At 66.2% G+C, this 11,956-nt stretch carries 13 protein-coding genes and 1 pseudogene; 8 read left to right on the top strand and 6 right to left on the bottom strand.

The genetic code is table 11. The features are described from left to right. A partial coding sequence (locus tag ACIQ3R_RS09435) for a phosphoenolpyruvate carboxykinase domain-containing protein (protein WP_397417709.1) occupies positions 1-809 on the top strand: 809 nt, incomplete at its 5' end. An 88-nt stretch (positions 810-897) separates the two neighbouring features. Further along, a complete protein-coding gene (locus ACIQ3R_RS09430) occupies positions 898-1,923 on the top strand; it encodes a serine hydrolase domain-containing protein (RefSeq protein WP_397417707.1) in 1,026 nt (341 codons plus the stop codon). A gap of 9 nt (positions 1,924-1,932) precedes the next feature. On the opposite strand, the gene ACIQ3R_RS09425 is transcribed toward ACIQ3R_RS09430, so the two are convergent. Both ACIQ3R_RS09425 and ACIQ3R_RS09420 read right to left on the bottom strand, forming a co-directional pair. Continuing rightward, on the bottom strand, positions 1,933-2,511 hold the full coding sequence (locus ACIQ3R_RS09425) for a hypothetical protein (protein WP_397417705.1): 579 nt from the start codon (positions 2,509-2,511) through the stop codon (positions 1,933-1,935). Continuing rightward, entirely contained in the window at positions 2,508-2,705 is a 198-nt protein-coding gene (locus tag ACIQ3R_RS09420; protein WP_397417703.1) for a hypothetical protein, read from the bottom strand. Before ACIQ3R_RS09420 ends, ACIQ3R_RS09425 begins: the two co-directional genes overlap by 4 nt. A gap of 312 nt (positions 2,706-3,017) precedes the next feature. Here ACIQ3R_RS09420 and ACIQ3R_RS09415 point away from each other — a divergent pair, with 312 nt between their 5' ends. Continuing rightward, positions 3,018-3,662 carry a S24 family peptidase gene (locus ACIQ3R_RS09415; RefSeq protein ID WP_397417700.1) on the top strand — a complete coding sequence of 215 codons (645 nt, stop codon included), beginning with the start codon at positions 3,018-3,020 and terminating at the stop codon, positions 3,660-3,662. Positions 3,663-3,829: 167 nt separating this feature from the next. Here the strand turns inward: ACIQ3R_RS09415 and ACIQ3R_RS09410 are convergent, their stop codons facing one another. The 3 genes and pseudogenes from ACIQ3R_RS09410 to ACIQ3R_RS09400 all read right to left on the bottom strand — a co-directional run. Beyond that, on the bottom strand, positions 3,830-4,036 hold the full coding sequence (locus ACIQ3R_RS09410; protein ID WP_397417698.1) for a DUF3126 family protein: 207 nt from the start codon (positions 4,034-4,036) through the stop codon (positions 3,830-3,832). Between the two features lie 62 nt (positions 4,037-4,098). Continuing rightward, positions 4,099-4,929, bottom strand: coding sequence for a serine O-acetyltransferase (gene cysE / locus ACIQ3R_RS09405; RefSeq protein WP_397417712.1), 831 nt, complete (start codon positions 4,927-4,929; stop codon positions 4,099-4,101). 213 nt (positions 4,930-5,142) lie between these two features. Then, positions 5,143-5,559 (bottom strand): annotated as a pseudogene (locus tag ACIQ3R_RS09400) (NUDIX domain-containing protein); the annotation flags it as partial. A gap of 227 nt (positions 5,560-5,786) precedes the next feature. Between ACIQ3R_RS09400 and ACIQ3R_RS09395 the strand changes: the two are divergent. Continuing rightward, complete coding sequence (locus ACIQ3R_RS09395; RefSeq protein WP_397417696.1) at positions 5,787-6,320, top strand: nitroreductase; 534 nt, start codon at positions 5,787-5,789, stop codon at positions 6,318-6,320. Between the two features lie 165 nt (positions 6,321-6,485). On the opposite strand, the gene queF is transcribed toward ACIQ3R_RS09395, so the two are convergent. Next, on the bottom strand, positions 6,486-6,941 hold the full coding sequence (gene queF, locus ACIQ3R_RS09390) for a preQ(1) synthase (protein ID WP_397417694.1): 456 nt from the start codon (positions 6,939-6,941) through the stop codon (positions 6,486-6,488). 50 nt (positions 6,942-6,991) lie between these two features. Here queF and ACIQ3R_RS09385 point away from each other — a divergent pair, with 50 nt between their 5' ends. From ACIQ3R_RS09385 to ACIQ3R_RS09370, 4 genes are all read left to right on the top strand, one after another. Then, complete coding sequence (locus tag ACIQ3R_RS09385; RefSeq protein ID WP_397417692.1) at positions 6,992-7,792, top strand: SDR family NAD(P)-dependent oxidoreductase; 801 nt, start codon at positions 6,992-6,994, stop codon at positions 7,790-7,792. A 176-nt stretch (positions 7,793-7,968) separates the two neighbouring features. Further along, a complete protein-coding gene (locus tag ACIQ3R_RS09380; protein WP_397417690.1) occupies positions 7,969-8,664 on the top strand; it encodes a TorF family putative porin in 696 nt (231 codons plus the stop codon). A gap of 199 nt (positions 8,665-8,863) precedes the next feature. Beyond that, positions 8,864-10,801 carry a polysaccharide biosynthesis protein gene (locus tag ACIQ3R_RS09375; RefSeq protein ID WP_397417688.1) on the top strand — a complete coding sequence of 646 codons (1,938 nt, stop codon included), beginning with the start codon at positions 8,864-8,866 and terminating at the stop codon, positions 10,799-10,801. Between the two features lie 155 nt (positions 10,802-10,956). Next, on the top strand, positions 10,957-11,784 hold the full coding sequence (locus tag ACIQ3R_RS09370) for a PEPxxWA-CTERM sorting domain-containing protein (RefSeq protein ID WP_397417686.1): 828 nt from the start codon (positions 10,957-10,959) through the stop codon (positions 11,782-11,784). The last annotated feature ends 172 nt before the right edge of the window (positions 11,785-11,956 follow it).

The raw sequence follows: 11,956 nt of genomic DNA, 5'->3' as shown, positions 1-11,956 counted from the left end.
CCGATGACGGCGACGTGTGGTGGGAAGGCCTGACGGCCCAGCCGCCGGCCCATCTGACCGACTGGAAGGGCAACAGCTGGACGCCAGACAGCAAGGAACCTGCTGCGCATCCGAACGCGCGCTTCACCGTGCCCGCGTCGCAGTGCCCGGTCGTGGCGCCAGAGTGGGAAGACCCGGCCGGCGTGCCGATCTCGGCGATCCTGTTCGGCGGTCGACGCGCTTCGGCCGTGCCGCTGGTGACCGAGGCGTTTGACTGGCGCCACGGCGTGTTCATGGCTTCGAACGTGGCTTCGGAAGGCACGGCGGCGGCTGAGAACGCTATCGGTGAGCTGCGGCGCGACCCGTTCGCGATGCTGCCGTTCTGCGGCTACAACATGGGCGATTATTTCGCCCACTGGCTGAAGATGGGCGAGCGCAAGGGCGCCAAGTTGCCGCGCATCTACTTCGTCAACTGGTTCCGAAAGGATACCCGCGGCAAGTTCGTATGGCCCGGCTATGGCGAGAACTGCCGCGTGCTGAAGTGGATTTCTGAACGGATCGACGGCGAGGCCGAGGCGGTGGATACGCCCATTGGTCGGGTGCCCAGCCAGGCGAGCCTTGACGTATCAGGGTTGAACCTGACTCCGGCCGCGCTCGACCTGCTGCTTACGGTGGATCCGGATATCTGGACCCAGGAAGCGGCGCTGATCCCGGAGTTCTATGACCGCTTCGGCGACGCGACACCGAAGGGGCTTTGGGACGAGTACGCGGCGCTGGTCGAGCGACTTCGCACGGCGCGTGCGCCGCAGCAGGTCGTGGCCGCGGAGTAGGGCCCGGACGCGCCGAGCCTCCGGTACCGAGGCGGGTGTTGATCGGTGGCCTCGTGACAACGGCGCGTCTCCGGTTCACGCTGCACCGATGACCCTGACGCTTCTTCCCTCGCAGCCCACCGATACGCCCTGGCCGACGACCGACTGGCCGCTTGGGCAACCTCAAGCGCTGGATCAGGCGCGTTTTGGTTCTCTGCTGGCGGAGGCCTTCGACTCCCCGGCCGAGGGGCCGCTCGGGGCGACGCATTCGCTGGTGGTGATTCAGGGCGGGCGGCTGGTTTTCGAGCGGTACGGCTTCGGCGGCGGGCCGGAACGGACCGAGCCTTCGTGGTCGATGGCCAAGAGCATAACCCACGCGCTGGTGGGCATGTTGGTCGCAGACGGTAAGCTGGACGTCCAGGCTCGCGCTGACGTGCCGGAGTGGCAGGCCGCGAACGATCCGCGCGGGGCGATCACCCTGGACCAGCTTCTGCGGATGTCGAGCGGACTGGCGTTCGTTGAAGACTATGTGGTTGGCCGCGTCTCGGATGTGCGCGAGATGCTGTTCTTTTCCGGCAAGGCGGATGTTGCGGGCTATGCCGCAAGTCGTCCTCTTGAGCACGCACCGGGATCCTTCTGGAGCTATGCCAGCGGGACGACCAACATCGTGGCGCGGTGCGCGGCGCGGGCCTGCGGCGAGGATTTTCCGACGTTCATGCGTGAGCGGTTGTTCGGGCCGCTCGGCATGACGAGCGTGCTGCCCAAGTTTGACGCTGGGGGAACGTTCATCGGCTCGTCCTATTGTTTTGCGTCATCCCGGGATTTCGCGCGATTTGGACTGCTGTATCTCCGCGACGGAGTCTGGGAGGGCCGTCGGTTGTTGCCGCCGGGGTGGGTGGACTATGCGCGGACCCCGACATTCCAGCAGGCCGGCGTGACCGAGGGCGCATACGGGGCGCACTGGTGGCTGGATATCGCCGGCCCGGGTTCTTTCTCGGCCAACGGCTATGCCGGACAGTTCACGATCCTGGTTCCGGAGCGTGACCTGATCGTGGTGCGCAATGGCGACACGCCGCTGGAGCAGAAGGACGTGCTGAGGGCGTGGATCCAGAAGGTCGTCGCCTGTTTCGGCTGAGACGAAGTCTCATACCTCCGCCGCCAGAATATCCAGCGCGACCTTGAGGACGGCTTCGAGGCGGATTGCGTCGCGGTCCGGACCGGCGGCTTCACGGGGCGTCTTTTCTTCACCGCATACCAGGTCGCAGGCGGCGATGAGGTCGGCCTGACCTGACAGCCGGCGGCGGTACTCGGCGAGGCGGCGAGCCGCTGCGGCAGTGACCTCGCCCCGCGCCATGACCTCCGCCGGATCGGGGCCCGTGAAGCGGCCTGTGCGGATGTGTGGCTTGAGCGACGAGGGCAGCGTGGACTCCGCGTAGCGGGCGCGACGGAAGGCCGCGCCATAGCGCTCGCCCGCCGCCTTGGCCCGGGAGTCGATGCGACCTTTGGCGGCGAGCCAGTCGAGACCCGGCTGTCGGCGATAGGGCGTGGCTCGAGGTCCGCGCGTGTGATGGGACGGGCCGATGAGGGCCTCGCCCCGCCCGCGACGCAGGGCGACGGATTCTTCGACGCCGCGGACCACCTCCAAGGCTTCGCGGCGGGCAGAGGCCTGGCGCTCGAGACGGTGCAGGCGATCCGTAGAGCTGAGCTTCCGGTGTCCGGTCATCGCGCTGATCCGCGCGCGACGACGGCGTCGGCCAGGCGATAGACGGCCTCCGAGGCCTCAGCCTCGCCTTCGATGACGACGAGGCCGGCCGCGGCGTGGGCGAGAAGTTCGCGCAGGAACAAGCCGCGCGCGTCGACCGGACGGTTGGCCAGGGCGCCTGCGACGAGGGCGGCGGTTTCAATGGGGGTGATCATGATCCGCGCGCCCCACGCAAAACGGGATAGCCGCCGGCGCGGAGGGCCGCCGTCACGTGATCGGCGTGTCGGGCGAACCGCGGGTGGCCTGATCCCGAGGTCGGACGGGCGAGGCGGCGCTCCAGCGTCCGGATCTGACGTGCGTCAACGTCAAGCTCGATGGCGGCCCTGGAAGGAGGCGCGCCGCCTTGCCGAAGCACCCTGTAGCTCTGACCGATCACCGTGGTTCCCCCGGCTTTGAAGTTCATCCTCCAAGCTGTATAAAAGATACATTCCCTTGTGCCAAGCGGAAACGCATATTACCTACAGTTCATGGACGGACGCGCCGAACGATTGCGGGACGCCCGGCTGCACGCCGGTTTCGAGACTGCCTCGGCGGCGGCGGACGCGCATGGCTGGAGCCGCAACACCTATTCGGCCAACGAGAACGGCAACGCTCCCTTTTCCTATCGTCGGGCCAAGGCCTATGCGGCGGCGTTCGGCGTACGCGCGGAGTGGCTCTATGACGCCGCCGGCCCCGCGCGAGACACGCCCGAGCCGGGACTGGTGCGGGTGATCGGGCATGTAGGCGCCAATCCGGAGGGCATCGTACTGTTCGCGACAGGCAATGATCCCGGCGAGCTTGCGCCAATACCGCCTGGCGGAACCGAGCTGGCGCGGGCGTTGAAGGTTGTTGGTCATTCGATGCGCGGCGTGGCCGACGATGGCGCCCTGATCTATTTTGAGGACCAGAGGACTCCGCCCTCGCCCGACATGCTGGGCCATGTTGTGGTGGTGGAGACCGATGACGACCAGGTGCTGGTGAAGCGCCTGCTGCGCGGATCAAAGAACGGGTTCTTCGATCTTGAAAGTCTGGCTGGGCCGACGCTGAGGGATGCCAAGCTGCGCTGGGCAGCGCACATTACCGCGATTATTCCACCGTTCCAGGCGCGCCGGATCATCCGCAACGCGGCCTAACGTCTGTTTTATGCGGCGGACGCCTAGGAAGAATTGTATCTAATATGCGTCAAAAAGCCGATTGGCTAGCGGAGCGGCTGGCCGAGCGACCGCAGGGGGCGGCGGCGACCTGATGAAAGCGCTTCCGGCCCCGATGAGTCAGCAAGGGCGCCAGCAAGTGGAGATCGTCAGGGCAGGTCTTCGGCCAGGATCGACATGTTGAAGACGAAAGAGCCGTCGCCGTCCTCGTCCTCGAAGACCACCCCGATGAACTCCTCGCCGACATAGACCTCCGCCGAGTCCTTCTGCTTGGGGCGTGGCACGAGCGTGATCCGGGCATTGGCGAACGTGCCCCGCAGATGGCCTTCGATCTTGCGGATGGTCTTTTCGTCCACGCTATTGCTCCCGGGGTTCGACGCAGCGGCGAACCTACAGAAAGCCTTCGGCTGGCGAAACCTCAGATCACGTAGTCGTACACGGCTTCAGCGAGGGTGTGGTCCATGCTCTTGGCCGGTTCCTCGCCAGCGGGGCAGTTTACCAGGCGCGCCGGTACGCCGGCGGCGGTGCAGCCGGCCGGTACGTTCCGCAGAACAACTGAGCCGGAGGCCACCTTGGCGTAGTCGCCGATGGTGATGTTGCCCAGCACCTTGGCCCCGGCGCCGAGCAGTACGCCCCGGCCCACCTTGGGGTGGCGATCGCCTCGTTCCGCGCCCGTGCCGCCAAGCGTAACGTTCTGGAGCATGGAGACGTCGTCACCAATGACCGCCGTCTCGCCGATGACGATTCCGGTGCCGTGGTCGATGAAGACGCCGCGTCCGATCTGAGTGGCCGGATGGATATCGACCTGGAACAGCTCGCTCATCCGACTCTGGAGATAGAAGGCGAGCGTTTCCCGGCCCTCATGCCACAGCCAGTGGGCGACGCGCTGGGTCTGGAGCGCCAGGAAGCCCTTGAAGAACAGGAAGGGCTGGACGTAGCCCTTGCAGGCCGGATCGCGTTCGAACACGGCCTTCAAATCCAGTTCGGCGGTCTCCACGATGCGAGGATTGGCCTCGAAGGCTTCTTCGATGGTGTCACGCAGGCTCATGGCCCGCAGTTCCTGATCGCCGAGCTTGCGGGCAAGTTGGTAGGAGAGCGCGTCGCCCAGCGTATCGTGATTGAGGATCACCGCCGCGATCAGACTGGCGAGCGCCGCCTCGCTCTTGGCCTGGGCGTAGGCTTCGTTGCGTAGTGCGGCCCAGACAGGCGGCGCGATGGTCGGATCGACCACTTCAAGGCGCTGACTCATGGCGTCCTCCCCGGCCCCAAAGGAGCCCCTTCGCGGTGAAGCTAGCATGACGCGGGCCAACTGGGGCGTCAGAAGCCCTTGGTGGGCCATATAGAAAGCCTTGAAGAGCATCGCCACCGTCAAGCTGTCTTGCAGATGTCCGTCGGCGGCGGCGTTCAGGGCTTCACGGAAAGGCACTCGAACCAGCGCGAGTGACTCCGTATCGTCCGGCGTCGGCGGGTTGGGCGCCGGATACAGACCGGTGGCCAGATAGCCAATGGCCCTTTCATCGGTGACCGAATTGGAGAGCTGCATCCTCAGGATCTCTTCCCAATGCGCGGCCTTCCAGCCGGTTTCCTCGGCGAGCTCGCGCTGGGCGCCTTGCAAGGGATCGTCACCCAGCGGCGCGCCCCCCTCCGGGATTTCCCAGCTGTAGTCGCCTGCGGGAAAACGATGCTGTCCGACAAGCAGGATGGCGCCGTCTTCGAAGAGCGGAAGGATCGCCACCGCGAGGTTCTTGAAGCTTACCAAGCCATAGCTCGCCGCAGCGCCGGTCGGGGCCGTGGCGGCGTAGCGCGTGACATGAATCCACGGATTCTCGAACACCGGCGTGGCGGCGCCGCGCACCCACGGCGTTCCTGACGTTCGCATCCAATCTGGCTTCGCCGTCGGCATCTGGCGCAAACTCCCGACATGAGGTGACGGCACCCTATACGGGTCCAGTGGCGATTCCCGACCGAGGGGCGCTTTGCTGGCGAACGCGAGTTGGGATTCGAGAGCTCCCAGCCTACATCCCCTGGATGACTGCAAATCCTCCGATCTCGCCTGGACTGGGTGATCCGCTGCCGCAACCCGCGTCGCCGGAGGTGTTGGCTTTCTTGGCGCGGCGTCGATCAGCCTCGGCGCTGACGCTTGCGGGGCCTGGGCCGGATGAGGCCGAGGTTCGGGCGATCATCGGGCTGGCGGCTCGGGTTCCAGACCACGGCAAGCTCGCGCCCTGGCGGTTTGTGGTGCTGGCGGGCGCGGCCAAGGCGGCGTTCGCGGCGCGGCTCGAGGCGATTGCGCAGGCGCGGGATGATGCGCTTCTGGCCGCCAAGCTGGGCAAACTGAAGACGCCGCCTGTGGGCATCGCGGTGATTTCATCGCCAAGGATCGGGAAGATTCCGGAATGGGAGCAGGTGCTGTCAGCCGGCGCGGTCTGCACGACGCTGCTGCAGGCGGCGACCGCCAAGGGGTTCGGCGCGAACTGGATCACCGACTGGTATAGCTACGACGCGGAGGCGATGGCGGCGCTCGGCCTGGTCGAAGGCGAGCGGATCGCCGGGTTTGTGTTTCTCGGCCATGCGGCTGAGCCGCCGCTGGAGCGCGAGCGGCCTGACGTCGACCGCCTGATCAGCCGATGGACGCCGTGAGGTCGGCAAGCACAGCGGCCGGACGGCGGGCGACGCCGACCGGCCTGAAGTGACACGCCCGAGGAGAGATGGGCGAAATCAGCCTAGACTGATGGCGGTTCAGTGCAAGCTCGATTTCCTCAAGCCCCGGGTTTTGCGGGACTTTTCGCCTGAGAGGCGAGTCAATCAACCTCGGCCGCGATAGGGCGCGACGCCCTGGTCTGGCAGCCAGAGGCCCTCCGGCGCCGCGCCGGTCTGCCAGAAGACATCAATCGGAATGCCGCCGCGGGGATACCAGTAGCCGCCGATACGCAGCCACACCGGATCGAGGGTCTCGACCAATCGACGGGCGACCGCCAGGGTGCAGTCTTCGTGGAAGGCGCCGTGGTTGCGGAAGGCCCCGAGGTAGAGCTTGAGCGACTTGGACTCCACCAGCCAGGCGCGGGGCGCGTAATCGATCACCAGGTGAGCGAAGTCCGGCTGTCCTGTGACTGGGCAGAGCGAGGTGAACTCCGGCGCGGTGAAGCGGACGAGGTAGGTTGTGTCGGGATGCGGATTGGGCACGCGCTCCAGGACAGCGGCCTCAGGACTGTCGAAGCCACGGACGCCCTGACCGAGCTGGGTGAGATGGGTCTCTTCCATGGTGGCCGCTTTAGTCGCTAGTAGCGTTGGGAACAACGCGGGAGGGCGAGATGGCGCGCGGCGACTTTGAAGGCTTCGTGGTGGTGGTGACCGGTGCGTCTACGGGACTGGGGCGTTCCATCGCGGTGGAAACCGCCCGGCGTGGCGCGAAGGCCGTGGTGGTCAACTATGCGAGCAATCTGGTCGACGCGGAGGAGACGGCGCGGTTGTGCTCGGCCGAGGGCGCCGAGACGGTGGTGGTTCAAGGTGACGTAGCGGACGATGCGGCCTGCCGCCGGATCGCCCAGGCGGCCGAGCGGTTCGGGCGGGTGGATGCGTTGTTCAACAACGCCGGCATGACGCGGTTCGCCGGGCATGGGGACCTGGACCGCGTCTCGGCCCAGGATTTTCTCGATATCTATGCGGTGAACGTCATCGGCGCCTACCAGATGACGCGGGCCTGCCGGAGCCTGCTGGAGGCCGGAGCGCGACCGGGCGCGGTGGTGATGACGTCATCGATCGCCGGCGTGGTTGGAATCGGTTCGTCGATCCCCTACGCGGCGTCCAAGGGCGCGCTAAACACGATGACGATCTCCCTGGCGCGGGCGCTGGCGCCAATGATCCGGGTAAACGCTGTCTGCCCCGGGTTCATCGACACGCCTTGGTTCGAGAGAGGTCTCGGCGCAGAAGGCGCCGCCCGGGCGCGGGCGAATGCGGCCGCAAGCGCCCCGCTGAAGATCGCTTCGACGGCAGACGATATCGCGGGCGCCGCCGTTTTCCTGGCCTCGCCCGCCGCCAAGAGCATTACCGGCGAGACCCTGCTGGTCGACGCCGGCACACACCTTGGATTCGCGCCGATGGTGGCGCGTTAGGGATTCGACAACGGATCGGCGCCCATCTGGCGGGCGTCGTGCGTTCCTGCTGCCCAATTCTTGATCACCTCCCGGACAGTCGGCGCGCGCGGGTCCGGCTGCGTTGATCCGTGGCCAAGCGCAGCGACGATGACGCCACCGGCGGTAAAATCGCGCGGCAACTGAGGGGATAGACAATGAGAACGCTAAAACTCGCTATGCTGGCGGCTTGCGGTTCGCTCGCGCTCGGCGGCGTCGCGCAGGCCCAAGAGGACGAAGGCATTTCCTTCGCCTTCAACCTGGGCGCCAATACGGACTACGTGTTCCGCGGCATCAGCCAGACCGCTGAGGATCCGTCGGTATACGGCGGCATCGATGCAAGCGCGGGCATCGGCTACGCCGGGGTCTGGGTGTCGAACGTCGACTTCGGCAACGGGACGGACCTGGAATACGACATCTACGCCGGCATCAAGCCGACCATGGGCGCGGTGACGTTCGATCTTGCCCTGATCTACTACGGCTATCTCGACTCGCCGAAAGGATCGAACCAGGACTACGTCGAGGCGAAGGTCGCGGCTTCGGTGCCAGCCGGTCCGGCGACGCTCGGCGCGGCCGTGTTCTACTCGCCGGAGTTCTTCGGCAAGACCGGGGATGCGTGGTACAAGGAAGTGAACGTCGCCGTCGCGGTGCCGGACACCAAGTTCAACATGTCGGCCGCTCTGGGCCACCAGTCGATCGACGTGGGCCCTGGCTACACGACCTGGAACGCCGGCCTCGGCTATCAGCTGACCGACAACATCGGGCTGGACCTTCGCTACCACGACACCGCCAAGGACAAGTTCGGCGCCATCTCGGAAGGCCGGGTCGTGGCGGGTCTGAAGCTGGTCTGGTAGGAACCGCATCGCTGTTCAGGCGTTAGGAAGGGGCCGTCGCGCTGGGCGCGGCGGCCTTTTTCTTGGGTGCGCCGGAGGTTGCGCCGCGAACGGCCGGGGGGTAGGAACGCCGCCTTTCCACCGCCGCGGCCGTATGTAGCTGACGACGCGCAAGGTGGGGCCTATGGTGGCGACTCGACGCGCGAGGAGTGCTTCCCGCATGGAGCGGATAGCCGTCAGGGCCCAGATCGTCGCATTCGACATGCTGTTGGCGGCGTTGGCGTTCTCCATCGCGTTCTTTGTCGCGCCGACACAGCCTGAGCTGGGCTTTGGTCAAGCCGGCGCCCTCGGATTCTTCCAGCTTGTTGCCCTCTATGCCGGGATCGCCGGCGCCTTCAGCCTGATCTTCCGGCGCGAGCTGTCGCCCTGGCGCTATGTGTCGATACCTGATGCGTTGGTGCTCGGCCGGAGCGCCGTGCTGACGGTGGGCGTATTCCTGATCGCGGTGTTCGTCCTGGACCGGGCCGAAGGTGTGCCGCGCACGACGCTGGTGATGGCGCCGCTGCTGCAGATGACGGTGGCCATGGGCGTTCGGATTCTCCGGCGGGCCCTACATGAGCATGTGCTGATCGACCTGGCGCCCCTGAAGGCGGGCGGAGATCGGAACGCGAAGGCTCAGTCACTGCTGCTGATCGGGCCTTCGTCGCTGGCCGACACCTATCTGCGCGACGCGGCCCGCCGCCGGGATCAGGCCTACAATCCGGTGGGCATCGTGGGCACCGACCGGCGCGACATTGGCGCCAAGGTGCGCGGCGTCTGCATCATCGAAGGCATCGATCGGCTCGAGGAGGCCCTGGCCGATCTGCGCCGCTGGAACCGCTTTCCGCGCGCGATCCTCTTCCTTGAGGAGCCGGCGCGGCTGGGCGGCCTCTCCGCCGACCTGCTGGGTCGGTTGAGGGCGGATGGGGTTCGGCTGCTGCGATTGCCTTCGATTGTCGAGCTGGCGCAGCACGAAGGGCTGTCAGTCCTGCCGATGCGGGACATCAATATCGAAGAACTGCTCGCGCGCGATCCGATCGAGTTGGATCGCAGAGCGGTCGGACGGCTGCTCCGCGGTCGCCGGGTGATGGTGACCGGCGCGGGCGGCTCCATTGGCGCCGAACTGGCGCGCCAGGCGGCGGCATTTGGTTGTGAACACCTGACGCTGCTCGATTTTTCGGAAACGGGGCTCTTCGAAATCGAGCGCGAGATCGTTGAATCCTTCCCCAGCCAACCGCGTGAAGCGGTGTTGTGCGACGTGCGCGACGCCAAGGCGCTGACCGCAGCCTTCCAGCGGGCCCGGCCGGATCTGGTGTTCCACGCGGCGGCGCTGAAGCATGTTTCGATGGTGGAGCGTCACCCGGTGGAGGGCGTGCGGACCAATGTGCTGGGCACCTGGAATGTCGCTGAGGCAGCGAAGGCCAGCGGCGCCGGACAGATGGTGCTGATCTCCACCGACAAGGCCGTGGACCCGACCAACGTCATGGGCGCCACCAAGCGCCTGGCTGAGGCGGTTATCCAGGCGCAGCAGGCGGCTGAGGACGGGACACGGTTTTCAGCCGTTCGATTTGGCAATGTCCTGGGTTCGTCAGGGTCGGTCGTGCCGATCTTCAAGTCACAGATCGAGCGTGGTGGACCGGTCCGGGTGACCAACGCGGACATGACCCGCTACTTCATGACCATCCCGGAAGCCTCGCAGTTGGTGCTTCACGCGACCGCGGCCTGTGATGGAGACTCGCGCCGGGACTCGCGGCTGTTCGTGCTGGATATGGGCGAGCCCGTCCGGATCATGGATCTCGCGCGGCAGATGATCGCGCTCTCGGGCCGCAAGGACGTCGAGATCGAGGTGGTCGGCCTGCGACCGGGTGAGAAACTCTCTGAGGCCCTGGTCGATGACACCGAGACCCTGATTCCGGCGGCGCCTAAGGTCCAGGAGGTGGTGTCGAGTTCCGCCGCGCGAATCAGCCCCGGCCATATCGCGGCTCTCGAGACCCTGACCCGGACGGCGGACGCGGAAACCGTTCACCAGGCGCTGTTTGAGTTGGTGGCGCAAGTGCGTGGCGAGGCAAAGAACGAACAGCCGGCCACGCCGACGCTGCGGGTGATCCAGGGCGGTTGAGGTCACATTTTCACCTTTTGTTCTTGACCGTCGCGCCTGTTTTCGATAGGGTTTGTTCAACGTCCGAAAACGCGCCCAAGCGAATGGCGCCCCCAAACGGGGGGTGCGCGGATCGGACTGTGGCGTGACGCTGCTCCCAACTGAGGGAGTAGCCTATGAGTATGCCGCGTTATCGCTTGGGCCTTTTGGCCGGCATCGTCTCGGCGCTGATGGTCGGGACGGCCGCCCAGGCCACGGTGCTGTTTGGAACCTATGATCCGTCGGACACGACGGTGACGCAGAAGCAGGTCGGCCTGCCGCTCGACTATCGGTCGCCGGACGCCACGCAGACATTCGACAGCTTCGGTCTGGCGAGCGTGACCCAGACGGGCTTCATCTGCTGCACGTTCGTCACGCGCAATGTCGTCACCGAGTTCGTCGCGCCCACATCATTCGACGCTAAGCACCTGATTGTGCCGATTTCGACCTACGGCAATGTCGAAAATCGCACGGTCGGGTTCAATGTCGAACGCCAGAACGGAGCGTCCTGGGACCTGATGGGGTTCATGCAGGTCCAAAGCGGTCTGGTCCCCAATAATCAGAACCGGATATTCGAGGTGGATGTTCCGTTCGGGAACACCAGCAGCTCGCGCTTCGTCGATTTCGCTTACCGCACCCTGAGTTTTGATGAGGGGCAGCGGTACCGGATCCGCACCAACCATGCCGCCGGGGGCGTCGGGGCGCTTCGGTGGTACCTGAGCGACGAGGTCGCTGCAGCCGGCCAGTCCCGCCAAACCCAGACAGGGGCCGCGACCGTAGAATTGGCGTTCCAGCCGGCGTTTGCGTTCACCGACGGTGGCGACCTCTCGGAGCCGGGTGATCCGCCGCCGCCGCCTCCGCCCCCGCCGGTCGGCGGGATTCCCGAGCCCGGGACCTGGGCGCTGATGATCCTAGGTTTCGGCGCGGTCGGCGCGGCCATGCGGCGGCGCCGCCAGGCGATCTGAAACCTGACGAAACGGCATCAACTCTCGGCCCGCCCTGACTGGCGGGCCGCTTTGCTTTGGAGAAAGGCTCCGCATGCCGAGACTGACGCCTCTGGATCCGACCGAGCTCCAGGAGCGGGCTCAACAGTATGGCGGCGCGGCGCTCAGCAAGCTCGCTGGCTTGATGCGGTCG

The organism is Phenylobacterium sp. (genome assembly GCF_044371015.1).
Lineage (GTDB): Bacteria > Pseudomonadota > Alphaproteobacteria > Caulobacterales > Caulobacteraceae > Phenylobacterium.
This window is presented reverse-complemented; position numbering and strand designations above follow the sequence as displayed.